Genomic DNA, 20,225 nt, shown 5'->3' on the forward strand with positions numbered 1-20,225 from the left:
ATGGTGGGCTGCTCGTCGAGCGAACCGACCACCGAACCCGTGACAACAGCCCGCACCATCGACATCCGGATCGCGAACGGCGCTGTGTCCCCGACCAATACACGCACCGAAGCCCAGGTCGGGCAACGCATCGTGTTGCGGGTCGACAGTGACGCCACCGATGAACTGCACATCCACTCCGCCCCCGCGCACACCTTTCCCGTCGCCGCGGCTTCCGGCCAGGAGTTCGACTTCACGGTGACCGTGCCGGGCCAGGTGGAGATCGAACTGCACCAGATCGGACGGACGGTGACGACGCTGCTGGTCCGGCAGTGACTCCCCTCGCCCACGGCCTCAACGGCGCCACGGACCTGCCGATTCCGCTCACCTACGCGTTGATCGGCGCGGCGTGGGCGCTGACCTTCTCGTTCTCGCTGCTGTTCTTCGCCTGGCGTCAGCCGCGCCTGAACCCCGACTCGTCGGGATTCGTCCTGCCCGCGCCGGTACGGCGAATAATCGACGCCCGCGCGCCGCGGATGGTCATCGCCACGGCGAGTGTGATGGTCACTGCCTGCGTGATCGTCATCGCGATGTTCGGCTCCTCGGATCCAGCGCTGAATCCCGTGCCAGGAGTGCTGTACATCGGCGTCTGGGTCGGGGTGATGGTGGCATCCCTGGTGATCGGACCGGTCTGGAAGGTCTTCTCCCCCGTCAGGGCGCTGCATCGCTTCGGCTGCCTGCTGCTACGACGCCCGCCGGAGCACGGAATTCTCCGCTATCGCGACGAATGGGGTTATCTCCCAGCCGCTCTCGGCCTGTTCTCCTTCGTGTGGCTGGAATTGGCTTGGCGCGCACCAGGGTCGGTGGGCTCGGTGCTGACCTGGCTGCTCGGCTACCTGGTCGTGACCTCGATCGGGCTCGCGCTGTTCGGCACCGTCTGGGCAGAGCGGGCCGACCCACTCGAGGTGTACAGCACGCTGCTTTCGCACCTGAGCCCCTACGGCCGCGACCGCGCGGGGCAGCCGGTGTTGCGGATGCCGCTGAACAATCTCGCGGGGACTCCCGGACGCGCTGGATCTGTCGCGGTCGCGGCGACGCTGCTCGGATCCACCGCTTTCGACAGCTTCTCCAGCTTCCCGTGGTGGCGCGAACTGGTCGACGACCTGGCTCCGGTCGTCGACGCGACACTGGTGCGCACGGCCGGACTGCTGGTCTTCATCGGAGTGGTGGGCGGGCTGTTCTCCCTCGCCGCGCGTGCCACCGGCGGTGTCTCCCCCGCCGATCGCGCGCTGCTACCGCGGCGGCTGGCGCTCAGCCTCATCCCGATCGTGGCGGGCTATCTGATCGCCCACTACCTGACGTTTCTCGTCGAGAAAGGGCAGACGACGGCACTGCTGTTCGCGGACCCGCTCGACCGCGGATGGAACCTAGCGGGCCTGGCCGATCGAGACGTGGCCTACGTGCTGTCGAGTCATCCGACGGTGCTCGCCACCTGCAAAGTGCTGGCGGTCCTGATCGGCCACATCCTCGGCGTCGCCGCCGCTCACGACCGCTGCCTGCAACTTCTCCCGCCTCGTCACCGACTGACCGGCCAGCTCGCCTTGATGCTGACCATGGTCGGCTTCACGTTCACCGGGCTGTATCTGCTGTTCGGGGGTTAGCCGCGCCTGCGCGAAAAGGGGATGAGCGAGGTCGGGTTCGCCCCGCAGAATGACTCATGCTCACCGACCACTGGCCCCTGTTCGGACTCCGGCTCACCACACCCCGACTGGAACTCCGGCTGCCCTCCGATGAGGAGCTGGCCGCGCTGGCCGATCTTGCGGCAGAAGGCGTCCACGCCCCCGACCGCATGCCCTTCACTGTCCCATGGACAGACCTACCTCCTGTCGAACGAGCACGCTCGGTGTTTCAGCATCATTGGCTGCAACTCGGCAACTGGGCCCCCGACGACTGGACACTGAACTTCGCGGTCTTCGACCACGGCCGAATCGTCGGCCAGCAGGCCATCTCCGCTCGCAATTTCGCGACCCTGCACGAGGTCGGCACGGGCTCCTGGATCGGCCTTCGACACCAAGGGCGAGGCATCGGCACCGAGATGCGCGCAGCGGTCCTCCATCTCGCCTTTGCCGGGCTACAGGCCACCGACGCGGTCTCGGGGGCGTTCGCCGACAACCCGTCCTCGTTTCGAGTCTCCGAGAAACTCGGCTACGAGGCCGACGGGATTCAGCGCCTCGCTGTGCGCGAGAAAATCACCGTCATGCGCCGAGTACGGCTCTCGCGCACGAGATGGGAGAGCCACCAGCGAACAACCGTCACGATCGACGGACTCACGCCCTGCCTACCCCTGCTCGGCGCCGCGTGAACCGCCTTCGAGCGACCGGCTGGATCGTCGGCCGCTCGAAGGCGTCAGCTCCTAGGAAGTGACTCGATGGGTGTCGCCGACGGTCAGTGTGCACTGGCCGTCTTCACAGGAGCGCTGCAGCCGACCCCTCGACAAGGTCTGCATCAGCCCGATCGCCCAGCAGGTCGGGCATCCGCGCAGCGCGACCAAACCGACGGGCAGCAACAACACACTGAACGGCCCGACGACCGGGATCAGGGCCACCGATCCGACCAGCGCACCGAAACCCACCCCGCCACGCACCAGGTGCTCGGACATGGACTTGCTCGCGAAATCATCACTCATCATGTCCTCCAGCAACGTCGCCAGGCGTGGCCTGTAGAGCTTGTTGAACTGCCGCCCGCGCACGGTGCAGTCGCGATTTCATCGCCGCGGTACTGAGCCCGAGCGCATCGGCGACCATCCGGCCGCTGTAGCCCTGAATGTCGCGCATGATCAGCACGCTGCGCTGGTCCGCGGGCAAGTCGGCGACCGCGGCCGCCACCCGACCCGCCTCCAGACGTCGCAACACCTCGTCCTCAGCCGAAGCAGCCAAGATGTTGTCCGGCAAGACAATTCGCCCCGACAGACTCGTCCGCGCCCGACGCAGACACTCGTTGCGAACGATCCGGAACATCCACGACGCCAGCGCGCCAGAGGCCCGCAACATCCCGATCTTGCGATACAGGATGATCAGCGCCTCCTGCGCAGCGTCCTCGGCGTCTTCCGGTGTCGCACAGAGGGAATGAGCGAAGCGCTGGATATGCGGATGCGAACCCGACACCAACGCCGCGATCGAATCCACGTCACCGCCCTGCGCGGCGACGATCAACCCCTGGTCAGGCCAGCGCGACTCACCCACGCCCAGCTCGTTTGCGCCGCACGACGACCATGCACGTGCACAGCAGCACCACACCGACGACAACACCGATACCGATGACCACAACAAACCTCCGTGTCCCGTCCCGACGTCCGTCGCGACACACATAAGAGGCACCCGCGATGCGAAAGGATTCACCCCGCCCGAAATCAGCCCGCGCTATGTGCGCGCGTTCCGGTTCCCGCTGTCGGCGGTTTCCACAGTGTCCACGGTCGTGGTTCCTGACGGATAGGCGCGGGCGACGAGCGCGGCGCGCAGTCCCCACTGGCCATCGGCGCGAGCGGGATCGAGTCCGGTGATCCCCGCTATGCGCTTGAGTCGATGGTCGATGGTGTTCGGGTGGATGAACAATCGGCGTGCTGCTCGCTGGCGGTTCTGATCGCTGAGCAGGTAGACGGTGAGCGTTCGCAGCAGCAGGGGGTTGGCCACCAAGGGGTCCAGTCGGCGTGCCATGGACTCCCTGACCGCCCCCGGCCGGGTGAGCTGGTATTCGGCAGCCAGCTCAGCGAAATCGTAGAGGCGGGTCTCGGGCTCGGCCGACAGTACGCGGGTCAGCCGATTGGCGACGTCGACCATGTCGTGCAGAGTCGGTGACATCTGCGGGATCGCGTCGACGGCCACTTCGAGGTGGACGGCGGTGACGACGGCGTCGGCTGCCTCAGCGACTGCCCGGACGAGTGGTTCCAGCTGATCGGTGGGCAGCGCAGTGCTGGGGATCAGGATCGTTCCGCCACTGTTGCTCAGCAAGGACAAGACTTCGTTGCCGCCCCTTTCGGCAAGATCGGCTCGGATTCGCCGGAGCACGCGCCCGGAGGCTGCCCGGGGATCGACGCCGTCCTCGAACCCAGGGGAAGAAGGCAGGATGGACAGCGCCAGCAGGTGGTAGTGATCGGCGATCGACAAACCGCATTCGCGCGCCATCGCCGTCGTCACTCGACCGTTGAGCAGTGCGGTGGTGAAAGTGTTCACCGCACCTCGGTGTTCGTGTGCGGTGCCGCGATATTCGCGCAGGTAGGCCATGGTCACCGTGGTCGTCATCAGGTCGAGCAGATCGACGGTGCGCGCTCCGATGTCCACGCATTCGGCGACCGAGTCGATCGCTGACCTGCTCGCCACCAGCTCATGGGCCATTTTCGAACCCTCGTGCAGGGCATGCAGGATCACATCGATGGGCACACCGCCTCTGGCCCACTGCGCGGCAGCCGATTCCAGTTGCGCCACTTCGCGTTCGGTAGGAGCGCCGCGCCCGTCGAGAATCGTGGTGGCGATCCGCAAGCAGTTGACGGTCACCGCGGTGATATCGCCACGGAGCGCTTCGTCGGGCAGGGTCAGGCATCGGGCGACGGTCAGCCTGAAGTGCCGGACCATCTCCTCGGCGAGAGACCTGGTGTCACGCAACGATGTCGCGGCAGGTCCGAGAGATCCCCCGGTTCCGGAACCAGACGATACCGCTGCCGGCGACGGCGCGATCAGTAGACCTCGGCTTCGCCCGTGCGTCCCGTTGCGCTTGCGCTCCTCCATCGACAACTCCTCTTCGAGTCGTGTGGTCTCACTGGCCACACCATAACCGGACATAAGAATCCGGTTACTGACTGGTAGTGTGTCCGACATCACCTCATCAGTCAAGGTGCGACCTCCACCGTGACCACCGACCCACTCCACAGCCGCCTGTGATCACTACAGACAGGACCGCGGGGTGACAGTCCGGATTTCCGACAGATGTCGCGAACCCGGAAGAATCGGGTCACGATTTGAGAGTCTTTCTCTCATGTTCGAAAATGATATTTCGCAGGTCGGAGTTGGGACTTCCCGACGCCGAGGAAGCGTCCGGTCCGGGCTGCGGGTTGTTACCACGGGGGCATTGAGAACGATGTGTGTCGTTGCGTTGCTCGCCGCTGCCGGTGGCGTAGCGCACGCCGACGATCCGGGGCCCGCACCCTCGCCTTCTGCGGGGTGTGGCCGACCGGTTCCTGCTCGAGGCGAGACGACCGTGCAATTCCGGGGCACCGAAAAAACGGGCCAGTATCGGCAGCATGTCCCCGCCGGAGCCGATCGCCCGCTGCCGGTCGTTATCGCCCTGCACGGCCTCCTGGAAAATATCGACATCGCCGATGCGGGTAGCGGCTTCGGCGAATACGGATACCGAGAGGGGTTCATCACGATCACCCCCCAGCTCGATCGGCTCGGTTTCTCGCAATGGGAGTACGGTCGCGGTTCCGCCGACATGACCTGGGTCTCGGAAGTGCTGACCACAGTGGAGTCCAGCCTCTGCGTCGACAAACGCCGCATTTTCGTCGCCGGATTGTCGATGGGCGCCTTCGCCACCAGTTCCATCGGCTGCCAGTTCGCCGACCGCGTCGCCGCCATCGCCCCGGTGTCGGGGCTACGAGATTTCAGCTGGTGTCGCCCCACCCGGCCGGTGCCGGTCATCGCCTTCCACGGCACCGATGACGCCATCGTTCCGTATGCGGGACAATCGAATTCCGGTTCAGCATCCGGGCCGGCCGGTGGCGAGAACAGCGGCGTAGGTCAGCACCCGGTGACCGACAGTGCGGCGGCCTGGGCGCGCCGCGATGGCTGCACCGGCGCTCCGGTGCGCGCCACGATCGCCGCCGACGTCGTGTTGGATCGATACTCGTGCCCGTCCGGTATCGACGTTCAGCTGTACACGATCACCGGGGGCGGGCACATCTGGCCCGGGACCAGTTCCCCGCTGTACCCGGAGCTCATCGTCGGCAAGAATACGAACTCGATCAACGCCACCGCCCTGATCTGGGACTTCTTCCGCACTCATCCGATGAACACCTGAGCGAACCACCCCACGGACACACCCAACACCGGTTCCATCCCGCCACTCACTGTCCGGCGAGATGGAACCGCTGGCACGAGCTGGAGTCGGGCAACACAAGCACTCTTCGGGAGGACGGCAGTTGCGCAAGATCTACGTGGTCACACACCCCGAGGCGACGCATCACCTCGAGCGACTCGTCGGCGGTTGGTACGACTCCGAGCTCACCCCGGCCGGTTCGGTCGTCGCCGTCGCGGCCGCCGACGAGCTGCGAGCACGGATACCCGCAGACGTCGGAGTCGAGCTGTACTCCTCGGATCTGCGACGGACAGCGCAGACGGCCGCCGCGATCGGTGCGGGGCTGGGCGTCGAGCCGATCCTCGACGCGCGGCTACGCGAGAAGTCGTACGGGGAGGCAGGAGGCAGGCCGCAGCGGTGGCTCGATGACAGGTTCGTCGCGCCACCTCTCGTCGGCGAGCGCATGCGGCACGACGAAGGCATTCCGGGCGCCGAGACGAAAGAGGTCTTCGCACAACGCATCTACGCCGCTATGGACTCGATCGTGGCCAGCACCTGCCGACACCAGGTCATCGTGACGCACGGCGGCAGCCTCACGTTCGTGGTCGCGGCATGGATCGCGATGCCGATCGAGTCGGCGGGATATGCAGCCTTCCACGCCACCCCCGGCGGTATCACCGAGCTGAGAGAAGACGATTTCTTCCACAACCGTCAGGTGTTCCGCCTCGACGACACCGGCCACCTGCGTGACCCCGCGTGAAGTGTCTCGGGATGTCGCGCTGCGTCTGTCCACACCGCAACCTGATCTATTTCAAGGACGACGAGCGGAAATGAGCCAAGCGCGGGAGTCGAAGTACACGCCGCTGTCGGTCTGATGGTCGGCCAGGATCTCGTGGAGCCGAGCGCGGGCTTGTTCGGATTCGGTGGGCTCCAGGTCGGCGAGGAATGCTGTGAAGCCCGTCAGGCGGAGCAGGTTGTCGTAGGCGGCGCCACTGTCGGGGCCGTAGTACACGGGCTCATCTATCTCGGCGAAGCCGATGTCGGTGAAACCCGCTGTCGTCAGCATGGATTCGGTGGCGGCAGGGTCGGCGAGTGAAAACGGGCCGCGACCCGGCGTGGGGACTGTGGCGGCGAGAACCTCACTGAACACCGATGCCCATTCGTTGTGGTCGTGCCCTTGCCAGACCAACCACGCGAGACGACCCCCGGGACGCAGTGCGCGCGCGATATTGGTGAACGCCGCGACCGGATCGGCGAAGAACATCACACCGAACCTGCTGATACAGAGGTCGAAAGATGTTGCCGGAAAGGGATTCACCTGGGCGTCCGCCAGCTCGAAGCTGATATTCGACAGTTCCTCGTCGTCGCTGATCCGACGGGCCTGTTCGAGCATCACCTCCGAGATGTCGACCCCGACGGCGACCCCGTCAACGGCCGCGCGGGCGGCCTCACGGGTGGTCTGCCCTGTGCCACAGCCGATGTCGAGCACGCGATCACCGGCGCCGACCTTCGCGGCAGCGAAGAAGTGCGCAGTGTGCCGACGCAGTTCGGCGTCGTAGTCGAACAGATCCATTGTCGTCCTCCGGACGGTGTGTCACCGGTGCGAGCTTCGGCGCAGGCACGCACTCGGTCCATCTCACCATCGCGACAGCACTCATTTCTACGTGACACCGACGCGGCGACCCGCCAGGATGGGTCGATGTCGACACGAGAACTCGTCGTCCTCGGCACAGCCGGGGCTGTGCCCACCCGCCGCCGCAACCACAACGGCTACCTCCTGCGCTGGGACGGGCAGGGCGTACTGTTCGATCCCGGCGAGGGCACCCAGCGCCAGATGGCGCACGCGGGCGCTTCGGCGACCGAACTGCATTGGCTGTGCATCACCCATTTCCACGGCGACCACTCGCTGGGCGTCCCCGGCATCGTGCAGCGACTCGGCCGCGACGGGGTGCCCCATGACGTGCACGCCGTCTACCCCGCTGAGGGTGCCGAGTATTGGGAACGACTGAGATACGCGACGAGCTATTACGGCTCACCCAGCCTCGTCGAACACCCGGTGAGCGGTCCCCGCCAAACATTGCAGGGCAACGGCTTCACCCTCACCGCACTCCCGCTGGCCCACAGCATCCCGACCTACGGCTACCGCCTCGCCGAACCCGACAGCCGAACATTTCTGCCCGAGAAGCTCCGCGAGCACGGCATCTCCGGCGCCGCGATCCGTGAGCTGTCGGGGCCACTGCTCGAGGAATGCTCGGCACCGAGACCGGGCCAGAAGGTGGCTTTCATCATGGATACTCGCCTGTGCGACAACGTCTTCGAGCTCGCCGATGGCGTCGACATGCTGATCATCGAGTCCACCTTCCTCGACTCCGAGACAGATCAGGCGCACGAACGCGGCCATCTCACCGCGCGTCAGGCGGGCGAGGTGGCGCGCTCCTGCGGGGTGAACACCCTTGTTCTGACCCACTTTTCGGAGCGCTACACCGCGAGCGAGGATCACCTGTTCATCGAACAGGCCGGCTTTCCCGGCGCCGTTCTCGCCCACGATCTCGACCGCGTCGCCCTTCCGGCACGCCGCGCGGGCAGCTGAAGGCAGCCGCGGCATGGCGCTGCGGCTGCCTGCGGATCTGCTAGAAGCCGAAGCTTCCGGTCGACGGCGTAGCGGTCGGAACGTTGACGGTGACCAACTCCGAGAACGCGAACTCGGCGCCGTTGACGCAGCCGCCGCGTGCGGTGATCGTGGTGCCGGGCTCGAGGCCGTCGAGCGAGGTCACGACCGTCTTGCCGGGGTCGGCCAGCGATTCCGGTGCGCCGTCACCGAAGAAGACGTGGTTGTTCTCGGGGCCGACGCCCGCTTCGGCCCAGCACTGCCCACGGTCGTTGGCGTTGCGCAGGGTCGCGGTGACGGTGCCCGCCGCGGTTCCGGCGAAAGTGATCTCGGGTGCTACGAACGGCGTCGCCGCGCCCGCGGGTGCGATCGCGACAGGACCGAATGCGACTACGGCGGCGGATGCGGCGAGGAATGCTCCAGAAATTCGTCTGTTCATCACCTCTTCGATGCTGCACGACAACGGATTTCGACACAAGGAAAGTGGTGCCCCTGCAATCAGGGGCTGGCGCTCAGCGCTGACCTCGGCGCGCTTCGAGCGCGTCCAGGATCAGATCCAGCCCGAATCCGAACTCGCCCGAGTAGTCGTACCCCGGTCGCAGGGCGTGGTCGACGATCATCTCCGTGAGATAGGGCAGCTCGTCTGCCGGAAGGTTCGCGAGAATGCCGCCCGCGACTTCCTCGACGTCCGCCGGTACGGACACGGGCAGGTTCGCCTCCTGCAGGACGAAACCGCCCACATAGCTGTCGATCAGCGAGACCGCGTGCGCGGCCATCGGCAGCGAGAACCCGGCCTGCCGAAGAACTCCCAGGACCGCGTCGTGATGACGCAGAGTCGCCGAGCCCGGATTCCGACGCGAATCCATCAACCCGAGCGCCCAACTGTGTCGCGCCAGCACCGAACGCGCCGAGCGAGCCCGCGCCCGGATCGCCTCCCGCCAATCGGCACATCCGGCCGCAGGCAACTCGATCGCCGCGAACACCGAGTCGACAACGCCGTCGAGCATCGCGTCCTTGTTCGGCACATGGTTGTAGAGCGACATCGCCTCCACCCCCAACTCCTGCGCCACCCGCCGCATCGTGATGGCCTCCACTCCCCCACGGTCAGCGACCCGAATCGCGGCATCGAGCACACGATCGCGACTCAGCGGTTGCCGTACGGGCATGGGACCTCCTCGGTGACGAAGCGTTGACAAGCTTACAGATGTAAGTCAGCCTTACAGGTGTAAGTCACGCTGGCCCGAACAAGGGAGCACCCCATGCCTATGCCGATCTGGTGGGGCAAAATCAACAAACGCGTCTTCAATCCCCGCGCCGTCGCAGGCGGAAAATGGCCGGTCCTCACCCACACCGGCCGCACCTCGGGAAAGACCTACCGCACCCCGCTCGACGCCCACCCCGTCGACGGCGGCTACCTGTTCGTCCTCGTCTACGGATCGGCCTCGGACTGGGTGCAGAACATCCTGGCCACTGGCACCGCACAGCTCCGCAAAGACGGCGAGGAGATAGCCCTCACCACACCACGCGTCGTCGGAAGAGACGAAGCATTTCAGGCACTGCCCCCAGAAATCCCCCGCCCACCGAAACTCCTCCGCATCACCGAGTTCCTCCGCATGGACCTCGCCGACTGACTTCGCCCCTGATCATCGGGATCCCGCGATGGCCCCGGATCAGCTCTTAACCCACGTCCCGCCGCAACCAGGTGACTTCGGCGCCGACGCTGTCGGTCCCCTGCCGGTAGGCCTCGAGGTCCTCGTCCCACGGCGCGCCCAGTGCCCTGTCGAGTTCGGTGGAGAGGTCGAAGGTTCCGTGGACGTCGAGTTCTTTGGCGGCCTGGAGTAAGGCTCGTAATCGCATTTCGCCCAGCATCACGTCACCGTTGGCGCCGGTGGATCCGTGCCAGAGCCCGAGGGTGGGGACAAAGCTGTAGCGCTCGCCGTCGACGCCTTCGCTGGGGTCCTCGGTGACTTCGAAACGCAGCACCGGCCAGGTGCGCAATGATTGGGCAATCCGGGCCGCGGTGCCGACAGGACCGACCCAGTCGCTGCTGGCGCGGAGTTGCCCGTCGGCTGGTTGGGTGTTCCAGCGTAATTTCGCGGGGGACGACAGCGCGGTGGACAGCGCCCATTCCACGTGAGGGCACAACGCGGCGGGCGATGAGTGGATGTAAACCACACCCGCCGTCGCGTCAGCGAACTGACTCGATGCGCGCACTTACCAACACCTCCAGCCTCGACAAGGAACGTCTTCCCCAACGGCCCGTCGTGGTCTGGCGTGGCACGAGTGTACTGAAGTGTGCGGTGTTGCGCGTGTTACTTTACTGCGTGTTATGTGTCTCTGCGATAACGGAATCGCTGAATTTCGGCCACGCTGTTCTGGCCCAGTCACCAAAATTCTCGTCGCTCAGCGCGATTGTCGCCACCGCTATTTCCGGGTCGACCCAGAGGAACGTGCCGGACTGGCCGAAGTGCCCGTAGGTGCGGGCGGAATTGGCTGAACCCGTCCAGTGCGGGGTTTTTCCGTCGCGGATTTCGAATCCCAATCCCCAGTCGTTGGGACGCTGGGAGCCGTATCCCGGCAGGACTCCGTTGCGGTCGGGGAATTGCACCGAGGTCGCGTCGTCCAAGGTTTGCCGAGATATCAATTGAGGCGTCAGCAACTCAGTGGCGAATAGCGTGAGGTCGGCGAGGGAGGCGCTGCCCGCGTGGCCGGCGGAACCGTCGAGGACCGCGGTGGCCATGCCGAGCGGCTCGAAAACCGCTTCGCGCAGATATCGCGGAAATTCGATACCGGTCTGCGCGGTGAGGAAATCGGCGAGCAGTTCGAATCCCGCGCTCGAGTAGATGCGGCGGGCGCCGGGTTCGGCGAGAACTTCGGGAGTGGCGAACGCGACGCCGGAGGTGTGGGCGAGCAGATGGCGCACGGTCGAACCGGGCGGACCCGCCGGTTGGTCGAGTTCGACCGCGCCTTCCTCGAGCGCCACGAGCGTGGCATAGGCGACGAGTGGTTTGGTGACCGAGGCGAGCCGGAACACCCGCTCGGTATCGCCGATGGTCGACACACCGTCGGCGGTGACCACGGCGGCGGCGGCGTTCTTGACCGGCCAGTGCTGAACCTGCTGCAACGATCGCATATCGGCAGCGTACGAGACGCGGCTACGATCGAGGACACCATGAGTCCCGCACCATCGATCCACGGCGACGTGGCGGCCGGTTTCGGCCCCGTCGCCGACGCCTTCCGCCGCAACTTCACCCACCACGGCGAGATCGGCGCCGCCGTCGCCGTCTACTCCGGCGACCAGCCACTGGTCGACCTGTGGGCAGGCCATCGCGATCGCACACGCGAGGTGGCGTGGGAGCGCGACACGATCGTGCCGGTGTTCTCGTCGTCGAAGGGGATGTCGGCGTTCACGCTGGCGACGGCGGTGTCGCGGGGGCTGCTCGACTACGAGGCGCCGGTAGTGAAGTACTGGCCTGAATTCGGCGCGCACGGCAAGGAACGGGTCACCGTGCGTCAGCTGATCGACCACCAGGCGGGGCTGTCCGGGCTGGACCGGATCGTGAAACTGCGGGAACTGATCGATCGTGACGCCCTCGGCCAGCTGCTCGCCGCGCAGAAACCGGCGTGGGAGCCCGGCACCCGGCACGGTTATCACGCGCTCACGCTGGGCCTGTATCAGAGCGAATTGCTGCGACGGGTGGATCCGGCGGGCCGTAGTCTCGGCCAATTCTTCGCCGAGGAGATCGCGGGCCCGATCGGCGCCGATCTGTTCATCGGTCTGCCCGAGACCGAGCCCATGGAACGAGTAGCCCAGCTGTCGGCGACCAAGGGCTTGGACATCTGGCGCTACGAGCGTCGCGATATCCCGCTGCGGATCGGCGGCGAGGTCTACGCCAAGCGTGGATATTCCTATGCGGCACTGACCAATCCGCGCCCCGGCGCCCCGGCGCGTGCCGCCCGGCGGGAGTTCCTCGAGATCGAGTGGCCCGGCATGAACGGTGTCGGCAACGCCCGCGCGCTGGCGAAGGTCTACGGCGCCGCGGCGGGCCGCACCGGCGCGCTGCCCATCGACGACGATGTTCTCGACCTGCTCGCCGCCGCCGACACCGCCGACGATGTGCCCGCCGATGATCTGGTTTTGCACACCAAGAGCCGTTACCACCTCGGTTTCCGTAAGTCGCGCGGCACTTTCCGCTTCGGCTCGGACAAACGCGCCTACGGCACAACCGGTTTGGGCGGCTCCTTCGGATTCGCCGACCCGACAACCGGATTGGGCTTCGGTTACAGCATGAACCGCCTCGGCATGGCGATTCTCGACGATGTGCGCAGCCGCAACCTGCGCGAGGTCGTCATGCGGTGCGCCGACTGACCTGTCCATCAGGCGCGAACGAGGATCACCACGCTCTCGGCGGAGTGTTTCCGACCGGCGTGGTGACCTCGATCGGCGCGCTCAGTGCGCGGTGACGCCGGTGAGTTCGTTCGGCGTGCCTGCCAGAGTGGCGGTGGCGGTGATGTTTCCGGCAGTCAGGTCGACGCGGTGCACCTGCTTGGCGGCCGGGTCGCTCACGTAGGCGATGCCGTCGCGGACGAACAGAGCCGGGCGAGCGGCTTGCCAGTCGAGCGGCTCCTGCCAGGCGCCGATCACGGGAATGGTGCGAACGGCCTTGCCCGCCAACGGATCGATCACGTGGATCTTGCCGTCGGTGCCGAGTACCAGCGCCTCACCCTGCGGGCCGCGAGCCAGCGAACGGAAGGTGTAGCTGGTGCCGAGATCGACCAGGCGCAGTGTGCCGTCGGTGGTGTTCACCAGCGACACCTGCCGCGGACGTTCGAGTTCGGCGTCCTTGTCCTGCTTGTAGTCACCGAGCACGATCGGCGACGCCTCACTGCCGGACATGTTCCCGATCCGGCCGTAGGGGGTCGGGCTGGTGACCTTGGTGATCTTGCCGTCGCGGTACACGACGGCGCCGGTCTGGCAGCCGATCACGACCGCTTCGCCCTGGGCAGCGGCTTCGCCGTGCACACCGGGGCAGTCCTCGTTGCGGGTGAGTTCCTTGCGGCCCTTGTCGAGCGCGACGACGCCGACGCGCTTGTCCTCGGTGCCGAGAGTGAGCACCAGATTCCCGTTGCTCAACTCGATCGCGACGCCGTGGTGCGGCGCGGCAGCCTTGTAGACCTCTGTCGGCTTTCCGCTGTCGACCTGCGCGGTCTCGAGAATGGTGACCTCACCGGACCCGTCGGCGAACAGCACCGTCTTGCCCGCGTGGCGAACAACATGGCCCGGTTCGGCGGCAGGGAACTGAGTTCCGGTGAACGCGCCGTCGTAGGCGTCGAAGACGCGGAAGCCCTCCTTGGTCGACACCATCAGATGGTCGTCGTCGCCGACCGGATTGAGCCGGTTGTATCCGTCGATCTTCACGTCGGCCCGCTGGGTCAGTGACGCGCCGTCGAGGACGTAGATCCCGCCGTCGTAGGTCAGGGCGATCGGTTCGGCGCCCGGCGTGTGCTGATGTTCGTGGTCGGAGTCCTTTGTGCCACAACCGCTCAGCGCTACCACCGAGGCGAGAACCCCGGACATGGCCACCATCGTGGTGGTCCGTGACCTGTTCATGAAATGCTCCATCTCTTTGTGCGAATTAAGCTGTAGGCCCGGATAGACCACGGGCGATGGCCTCGGTGTTGACGCGGGCCATCTCCAGATAGGTGCCCGCGCCGTCACCGGGCGGGGTGAGCGACTCGGTGTGCAGGGCGATCACCCGCACCTGCAAACCGGTGTGTTCGGCGAGGACGCGCGAAAGCCGATCGGGCTGTGCGGAATCGGCGAAGATCGCCCGCACCCCAGCGGTCCTGATCGCGGTCGCGAGGTCGTCGAGATCGGAGGCGCTGGGTGAGGCGAGGGTGGTGCCGCTGGGAATCACCGCGCCGATCACCCGGAACCCGAATCGCTGTGCGAGATACCCGAAGACGTGATGGTCGGTGACCAACTGCCTGCGCTCTGCCGGAACGGCCGCGAACCGCTCGGTCATCCACCGGTCCAGCTCGTCGATCTCACCGAGGTAGCGCTGCGTATTTGCTTGCACCGCAGCGGCATCGACGCCGTCGACTCGTGCCAGCACCTCGGCACTGATCGCCTCGACGGCCATGCGCACCCGGCGCGGATCAGTCCAGAAGTGCGGATCAGGTTGCCCCGCCGACTCATCGGAGGTGTACGCGATCGGATCGACCCGCTCCGCCACGGCAAGCGTGGGGACCCCGGCGGCCGCGGCGGCCCCCACATGCCGCGCCACGCCTTCCTCGAGCCCGAGCCCGTTGTGCACCACCAGCGCGGCTCGCTCGATCTCGGCCGCTTGACGTGCGGAAATGGCGAACGAATGCGGATCGGCTCCCGCCTGCATCAACACCGTCACCGGGACCGTGTCACCGACAACGGCCCGGGTCAGATCGCCGAGAATGTTCGTGGTCACCACGATCCCGGACCGCTCGCTCCCGCTGGTACACGCGCTCACCAAGGGCACGAGAAGTGCTGCGGCAGCCAGCAACTGGATCAGCCTGCGTAGCCGATCGGTTCGTGAGGTCCAACGGTCGTCGGGGAACACGTGCTTCACAGGCCCGTCTCCACCATCAGCGAGGGCGCGATGTCCAGCGAGAACGTGCGCGCGACGCGGAGGTTGTCGTTGTAGGCGATCTCGTGGACGACGCGTGCCCGAGAATCGTTGATATAGGCCCGTTCCGAGTCGACGCAGATCACCGGATCGCCCTCGACGGGTCCTCCGAGCAGCGGGTTCCGCGCTGTCTCCGTGCCGGTCACGGGGTCGATCCCGTGCAGCACGCCGTCGCGGGTGAGGACCAACAACGCCGATCCCTCGCCCGCGGTGTTCACCGCGACCGGTTCGGCGATCAGTGTCCGCGTCCAGGTCTTCTTCCTGATGTCGAGCGTCCAGACGGCGTCGCGGCCCGCGATCGCGGTCAGGGTGGTGCTGCCGGGGCGATGGGTGAACGCGCTCGCACGCTCCGCCGTCGGCGCCGGATAGGGGATCTTCTCGGCGACGAAAGCGTCGTCGCGCTGAGCCACCACGAGTGCTCCGTCAGCACAACCGAAGACGACTCCGCGCCTGGTCACAGCCTGACCCTTCGGCTGCGGGCACGAGGTGGGCTGGACCTGCCCCGCCGCGCCGTCACGCCCGCGCACCTCGACCCGACCCGAGCTGTCGGCGACGACGATCCGCTCGGCATACGGCACCGCGATGCCATCGACCCGGCGTTGTGCTCGGGCGACACCGCCGGCCAGCTCCGCACGGTCGAACAGGATCGTCGCACCGGAGCCGAGCACCACCGACGCGACGGCGGCATCGCTGTACGCGCCGACCACCTCGGAACCACCCGCACTTCCGGGGCCTGCACCTCCCGGCTCGCTTGTCGCCGTATCGCCGACATCCCGGCTCGGCGCACGGTAGTAGTGCCGATGGTCGCCGTGGTCGACGGTCCACGCCCCGCTGTCCACGACCTGTACCGACGTACCCGCGCTCAGATACGCGAAGCGTCCGTCACCGACCGCGCCAACGGTAGGGACCCGCTGGTCACCACCGCTCGGCGACGGCGAGGGACTGGCCGATGTGCTCGGATCCGGTTGTGCTCGAACACTTTCCGGGCCGATCGGCGTGACCTCCTCGGTCAGCAGATCGATCACCCGAACAGCTCCGGTCGCATCGGCGACAACCACTCGTTTCTGGGCCTCGCTCGTCTCCTCCGCACCGGCGACGAACCCGTGCGGCGCCGCCTCCTCGACGACCGGCACCTCCCCCGCCCCACAGCCGACCAACGGCACGGCGGCGAGCGCGACCACTCCCACCCGACCGACCCGCTCCCGCAGCGCGGAGACGATCGCGGACAGGAAGAACGAGCCGACGGCCACGGCGGCGATGGTGGCCCCCGCCGCGGTTCCCGCATGCCACGAAATAACCAGTCCCCCCACGGTGGACAGCCCGCCGATCAGCGCGGCGACCGCCATGACCACCGGCACCCGGTTCGACCAGAACACCGCGGCGGCGGGCGGCGCGATCAGCAATCCGAAGACCAGCAGCGTCCCCACGACATGAAACGACGCCACGATCGCCACCGCCACCAACCCCACCAGCGCCGCGTGCGCCAGTTTCGGATGCAGTCCGAGGGTGTGCGCCTTGCGCGGATCGAAGGTCAGCGCCACGAACGCACGATGGCCGAGCACCGCCACCACCAGCGAGATACCAAGGGCCGCAACGAGATACCATAGGTCGACGGCTCGCACGGCCAGCACATCGCCGAACAGGAACCCGGTCAGATCCACCGCGAACGACTGCGAACGCGACACAATGATCACCCCGGCCGCGAGCATCCCGACGAACAACAGCCCGATCGCGGTATCCGGCGCGAAGCGCTTGCCACGGCTCAGCACCGACACCCCGGCAGCCATGGCGGTGCAGCTGACCGCGGCACCGAGCATCAAGTTCCCCCCGAGCAACGCCGCCACCGCGACGCCGGGCAGCATCCCGTGCGCCATCGCGTCGCCGAGAAATGCCATGCCGCGCACCACCACCCAGGTCCCGGCGAGGGCGCACACGCACGACACGAGCAGCCCACCCCACAGCGCGCGTTGCACGAATGCCACCTCGAACGGGGCGAACAGCCAATCCATAGCGCGAGACGATATACTGAAAATGATTATCGTTTCAATTGAGGTGAGATGACCCACACAGATGACGCAGCGATCCGGATCGAGCACCTGACGGCCGGTTATGCCCGACGACCCGTGCTCCGCGAGGTGACCGCCACGATCCCGCGCGGGCAGGTGACCGCGATCGTGGGGCCTAACGGCTCGGGAAAATCGACCCTGCTCGGCGTCCTCGCCGGAACCGTGCAGACGCAAGAGGGAGCGGTGCACCGGAGCACCACCCGGCGTCCAGCCTTCGTGGTGCAGCACACGGCGATTCCGCCGACCCTGCCGATCACCGTGCGCGAAGTGGTCGCGATGGGACGCTGGGCGCACCGCGGACCGTGGCGGCGACTGACTCGGGCAGATCGCGAGATCGCGCGAACCTGCCTGGAAAGAATGGAGCTCGCCGATTTGGCGACTCGGCGGCTCGACACCCTGTCGGGCGGACAACGCCAACGCACCCTGCTCGCACAGGCGCTGGCGCAGGAGTCCGATCTACTGCTGCTCGACGAGCCGGCGGCGGGCTTGGACGAGACCTCGCAGGCCGAGATCTCCCGCGCTCTGGCTCAGATCAGCGCGGCCGGTGTGACCGTGGTGCAAGCCACCCACGATCTGGACGAGGCAGGCAGGGCCGACCACTGCCTACTACTGCGCGACGGCCAAGTGAAAGCAGCGGGTCACCCGAAGAAAGTGCTGGTCAGAGCCTAGAGTCGAGAGCATGACCGAGAAACCTGACTCCGTCGACGCCTACCTGGCGGCCCAGCCGTCGGCCGAACGCGCCGTCCTGCAGCAGATCCGCGACACGATCCACCGCGCGGTGCCGGACACGGGCGAGAAGATCAGCTACGCCATCCCGGCCGCCACCATCGACGGCCGGGTGTTCATCTTCTTCGCGGGCTGGAAGTCCCATGTGAGCGTGTACCCCGTCCCCGAGGGGGACGAGGCGCTCGAGAAAGCCATCGAACCCTACAACTCGGGTCGTGGCACCTTGAAATTCCCGCTCGGCGAACCGATCCCGTACGACCTGATCGCTCAGGTGGCGGTTCGTCTCGCCGAGCGCGTCGGCAAGAGCTGACTACCAGTCGGCTTCGGTGTAGCGGATGATCCCGCGAATGTTCTTGCCGTCCAGCATGTCCTGGTAGCCCTGGTTGATCTCTTCGAGCGAGTAACTGCGCGTGACCATGTCGTCGAGATTGAGCTGGCCCGCCTTGTAGAGCGAGAGCAGTTGCGGCGCGTCCTGGCGGGCGTTGCCGCCGCCGAAGATGCAACCCTTCACCGTCTTCTGCAACATCGACAGCAGGAAGGTGTTCATCTTGACGTCGCCCGCGTCCATGCGACCCATCGAGGTGACGACGAGGGTGCCCGCCTTGCCGGTGAGGATCAGACCCTCTTCGACGTAGTCGCCGTGCATCTCACCCATGGTGAGGATGACCTTCTCGGCCATCCGTCCCTCGGTGGCCTCGATCATCGGCATGATCGCGGCGGCCATGCTCTCGTAGGTGTGGGTGGCGCCGAACTTCTGCGCCTGCTCGCGCTTCCACGGATTCGGGTCGATGGCGATGACCTTCGACGCACCGGAGATCACAGCGCCCTGCAGCGCGCTCATGCCGACGCCGCCGATGCCCGCGATCACCACGGTCTCACCCGGCTGCACCTGCGCGACATGGGTCGACGATCCGAACCCGGTCGGCACGCCGCAGCCCACGAGGCAAGCGACCTCGAACGGGATGGTGGGATCGATCTTCACCACGGAGGTGTGGTGCACCGTCATGTACGGGCTGAATGTGCCGAGCAGGCACATCGGGATGACGTTCTCGCCGCGCGCCTGAATGCGGTAGGTACCGTCCGAGATCGCCTGTCCCATCAGCAGTCCGGCGCCGAGGTCGCACAGCGCCATATTGCCCGAGACGCACGAGGGGCAACGCCCACACGCGGGGATGAACGACAGGATGACGTGGTCGCCCACGGCCAGGTCGGCCGGACAGTTGGGGCCGAGCTTGGTGATCACACCCGCACCCTCGTGTCCGCCCATGACGGGGTAGCCCGGCATCGGCGTCGCGCCGGTGACGATGTGATGGTCGGAGTGGCACATGCCCGCCGTTTCCATCCGGATCTGCACTTCACCGGCGACGGGGTCGCCGACCTCGATCTCCTCGACCGACCATTCCTGATCGATGCCCCACAGGATCGCGCCCTTCGTCTTCATGCCGGTAGACCTCTCGCCAAGCTCGTGCCTCGTTGTGACTGCACTCACCCTAGCCACAAATCACCGGTTTCTGAAACACGTTCTAGAAAATTTTCGAGAGTTTTCTATCCGCGCACGTCATGTACGTGATGGACGAGGTCGTGCAGGAAGTACCGACCCAGCGAGCTGACCGTGAACAGCGATCCATCGCTGCGCGCACCCCGCAGGCCGAGCTGATCCGACGGGACCGAGGCGAACGCGGCGGCCACCCGATCAGCGGCAACAATCAACTCCCGCGCGACGACCGCGGGGTCCTGCTCACCGTAGCGGTCGGCGACGGCGGTCGCGTCCTGATCCCAGTTCTCGAACCGCGGCGCCTCGACGCCGTCGCCGCCGAGCATCAGCGCGAGCCTGGTGTCGAAGATCCGGCACACGTCGCGCACGTGGGCGCCGTACTCGAGAACAGACCAGGTGAGCTCGTCGGGACGCACCCGAGCGTCGTCGCGTTCGAGCGCCGAGCCGATCCGGGCGGCGCTGTCGAGGACGATCTCGGGAACGGCCGCGTACGCGGTGTGCTCGGCATCGAATCCGCATTCGGAGCAGGCACGTTCGAGGACCCAGGTCCAGTTCTTGGTGTCGGGGACGATCATGGGAGTCAGCCTAGAGTGTCCGCTTCTTGTGCTCCATCAATATAAAGC

Annotated in this window: 23 protein-coding genes; 10 read left to right on the plus strand and 13 right to left on the minus strand. The window is 66.5% G+C overall.

Going from position 1 to position 20,225, the window contains the following annotated elements; translation table 11 throughout:
- The 3 genes from ASD42_RS25425 to ASD42_RS25435 are packed head-to-tail and all read left to right on the plus strand — an operon-like array spanning position 1 to position 2,341.
- Entirely contained in the window at positions 1 to 315 is a 315-nt protein-coding gene (locus ASD42_RS25425; RefSeq protein WP_056821801.1) for a hypothetical protein, read from the plus strand.
- Positions 312 to 1,640, plus strand: coding sequence for a hypothetical protein (locus tag ASD42_RS25430; protein ID WP_056821202.1), 1,329 nt, complete (start codon positions 312 to 314; stop codon positions 1,638 to 1,640). The genes ASD42_RS25425 and ASD42_RS25430 overlap by 4 nt, the downstream gene beginning before the upstream one ends.
- Before the next feature lie 56 nt (positions 1,641 to 1,696).
- On the plus strand, positions 1,697 to 2,341 hold the full coding sequence (locus ASD42_RS25435) for a GNAT family N-acetyltransferase (protein WP_056821203.1): 645 nt from the start codon (positions 1,697 to 1,699) through the stop codon (positions 2,339 to 2,341).
- 51 nt (positions 2,342 to 2,392) lie between these two features.
- On the opposite strand, the gene ASD42_RS25440 is transcribed toward ASD42_RS25435, so the two are convergent.
- The 3 genes from ASD42_RS25440 to ASD42_RS25450 all read right to left on the minus strand — a co-directional run bounded on the left by ASD42_RS25440 (position 2,393) and on the right by ASD42_RS25450 (position 4,865).
- Positions 2,393 to 2,665, minus strand: a complete 273-nt coding sequence (locus tag ASD42_RS25440) for a hypothetical protein (protein ID WP_235569823.1) — start codon at positions 2,663 to 2,665, stop codon at positions 2,393 to 2,395.
- Positions 2,658 to 3,164 (minus strand): RNA polymerase sigma factor, encoded by a 507-nt coding sequence (locus ASD42_RS25445; protein ID WP_235569824.1) that lies wholly within the window; start codon positions 3,162 to 3,164, stop codon positions 2,658 to 2,660. Before ASD42_RS25445 ends, ASD42_RS25440 begins: the two co-directional genes overlap by 8 nt.
- Positions 3,165 to 3,398: 234 nt before the next feature.
- Positions 3,399 to 4,865 carry a PucR family transcriptional regulator gene (locus tag ASD42_RS25450; RefSeq protein WP_156677583.1) on the minus strand — a complete coding sequence of 489 codons (1,467 nt, stop codon included), beginning with the start codon at positions 4,863 to 4,865 and terminating at the stop codon, positions 3,399 to 3,401.
- Between the two features lie 364 nt (positions 4,866 to 5,229).
- Here ASD42_RS25450 and ASD42_RS25455 point away from each other — a divergent pair, with 364 nt between their 5' ends.
- Both ASD42_RS25455 and ASD42_RS25460 read left to right on the plus strand, forming a co-directional pair.
- Positions 5,230 to 6,048: an alpha/beta hydrolase family esterase gene (locus tag ASD42_RS25455; RefSeq protein WP_056821208.1), complete on the plus strand. Its 819-nt coding sequence runs from the start codon at positions 5,230 to 5,232 to the stop codon at positions 6,046 to 6,048.
- 61 nt (positions 6,049 to 6,109) lie between these two features.
- Positions 6,110 to 6,805 (plus strand): histidine phosphatase family protein, encoded by a 696-nt coding sequence (locus tag ASD42_RS25460; protein WP_156677584.1) that lies wholly within the window; start codon positions 6,110 to 6,112, stop codon positions 6,803 to 6,805.
- Positions 6,806 to 6,856: 51 nt separating this feature from the next.
- Here the strand turns inward: ASD42_RS25460 and ASD42_RS25465 are convergent, their stop codons facing one another.
- Complete coding sequence (locus tag ASD42_RS25465) at positions 6,857 to 7,618, minus strand: class I SAM-dependent methyltransferase (RefSeq protein WP_056821210.1); 762 nt, start codon at positions 7,616 to 7,618, stop codon at positions 6,857 to 6,859.
- A gap of 126 nt (positions 7,619 to 7,744) precedes the next feature.
- On the opposite strand from ASD42_RS25465, the gene ASD42_RS25470 reads away from it, so the two are divergent.
- On the plus strand, positions 7,745 to 8,635 hold the full coding sequence (locus tag ASD42_RS25470) for a ribonuclease Z (protein WP_056821211.1): 891 nt from the start codon (positions 7,745 to 7,747) through the stop codon (positions 8,633 to 8,635).
- 40 nt (positions 8,636 to 8,675) lie between these two features.
- On the opposite strand, the gene ASD42_RS25475 is transcribed toward ASD42_RS25470, so the two are convergent.
- Both ASD42_RS25475 and ASD42_RS25480 read right to left on the minus strand, forming a co-directional pair.
- Positions 8,676 to 9,092: a hypothetical protein gene (locus ASD42_RS25475; protein ID WP_056821212.1), complete on the minus strand. Its 417-nt coding sequence runs from the start codon at positions 9,090 to 9,092 to the stop codon at positions 8,676 to 8,678.
- 73 nt (positions 9,093 to 9,165) lie between these two features.
- Positions 9,166 to 9,819 (minus strand): TetR/AcrR family transcriptional regulator, encoded by a 654-nt coding sequence (locus tag ASD42_RS25480; RefSeq protein WP_056821214.1) that lies wholly within the window; start codon positions 9,817 to 9,819, stop codon positions 9,166 to 9,168.
- 93 nt (positions 9,820 to 9,912) lie between these two features.
- Here ASD42_RS25480 and ASD42_RS25485 point away from each other — a divergent pair, with 93 nt between their 5' ends.
- Positions 9,913 to 10,284: a nitroreductase family deazaflavin-dependent oxidoreductase gene (locus tag ASD42_RS25485; RefSeq protein WP_056821215.1), complete on the plus strand. Its 372-nt coding sequence runs from the start codon at positions 9,913 to 9,915 to the stop codon at positions 10,282 to 10,284.
- A gap of 46 nt (positions 10,285 to 10,330) precedes the next feature.
- Here the strand turns inward: ASD42_RS25485 and ASD42_RS25490 are convergent, their stop codons facing one another.
- Entirely contained in the window at positions 10,331 to 10,867 is a 537-nt protein-coding gene (locus tag ASD42_RS25490) for a DUF3145 domain-containing protein (RefSeq protein WP_056821216.1), read from the minus strand.
- A 103-nt stretch (positions 10,868 to 10,970) separates the two neighbouring features.
- On the minus strand, positions 10,971 to 11,786 hold the full coding sequence (locus ASD42_RS25495; protein ID WP_056821217.1) for a serine hydrolase domain-containing protein: 816 nt from the start codon (positions 11,784 to 11,786) through the stop codon (positions 10,971 to 10,973).
- Positions 11,787 to 11,825: 39 nt separating this feature from the next.
- Between ASD42_RS25495 and ASD42_RS25500 the strand changes: the two genes are divergently transcribed.
- Entirely contained in the window at positions 11,826 to 13,022 is a 1,197-nt protein-coding gene (locus tag ASD42_RS25500) for a serine hydrolase domain-containing protein (RefSeq protein ID WP_056821218.1), read from the plus strand.
- 81 nt (positions 13,023 to 13,103) lie between these two features.
- Here the strand turns inward: ASD42_RS25500 and aztD are convergent, their stop codons facing one another.
- From aztD to aztB, 3 genes are all read right to left on the minus strand, one after another.
- Entirely contained in the window at positions 13,104 to 14,264 is a 1,161-nt protein-coding gene (gene aztD / locus ASD42_RS25505; RefSeq protein WP_056821802.1) for a zinc metallochaperone AztD, read from the minus strand.
- A 25-nt stretch (positions 14,265 to 14,289) separates the two neighbouring features.
- A complete protein-coding gene (gene aztC, locus ASD42_RS25510; RefSeq protein ID WP_084787332.1) occupies positions 14,290 to 15,192 on the minus strand; it encodes a zinc ABC transporter substrate-binding protein AztC in 903 nt (300 codons plus the stop codon).
- Between the two features lie 62 nt (positions 15,193 to 15,254).
- Complete coding sequence (gene aztB / locus ASD42_RS25515; protein ID WP_056821220.1) at positions 15,255 to 17,324, minus strand: zinc ABC transporter permease AztB; 2,070 nt, start codon at positions 17,322 to 17,324, stop codon at positions 15,255 to 15,257.
- Between the two features lie 48 nt (positions 17,325 to 17,372).
- On the opposite strand from aztB, the gene aztA reads away from it, so the two are divergent.
- Positions 17,373 to 18,050, plus strand: coding sequence for a zinc ABC transporter ATP-binding protein AztA (gene aztA, locus ASD42_RS25520; protein ID WP_056821221.1), 678 nt, complete (start codon positions 17,373 to 17,375; stop codon positions 18,048 to 18,050).
- A gap of 10 nt (positions 18,051 to 18,060) precedes the next feature.
- On the plus strand, positions 18,061 to 18,417 hold the full coding sequence (locus ASD42_RS25525) for an iron chaperone (protein ID WP_056821222.1): 357 nt from the start codon (positions 18,061 to 18,063) through the stop codon (positions 18,415 to 18,417).
- Here ASD42_RS25525 and ASD42_RS25530 read toward each other — a convergent pair whose 3' ends face one another.
- Both ASD42_RS25530 and ASD42_RS25535 read right to left on the minus strand, forming a co-directional pair.
- Positions 18,418 to 19,548 (minus strand): NDMA-dependent alcohol dehydrogenase, encoded by a 1,131-nt coding sequence (locus ASD42_RS25530; RefSeq protein ID WP_056821223.1) that lies wholly within the window; start codon positions 19,546 to 19,548, stop codon positions 18,418 to 18,420. It abuts the gene before it with no gap.
- 104 nt (positions 19,549 to 19,652) lie between these two features.
- Positions 19,653 to 20,177, minus strand: coding sequence for a DinB family protein (locus ASD42_RS25535; RefSeq protein WP_056821224.1), 525 nt, complete (start codon positions 20,175 to 20,177; stop codon positions 19,653 to 19,655).
- Positions 20,178 to 20,225 lie beyond the last annotated feature (48 nt).

It is taken from the genome of Nocardia sp. Root136 (assembly GCF_001427185.1).
Lineage (GTDB): Bacteria > Actinomycetota > Actinomycetes > Mycobacteriales > Mycobacteriaceae > Nocardia > Nocardia salmonicida.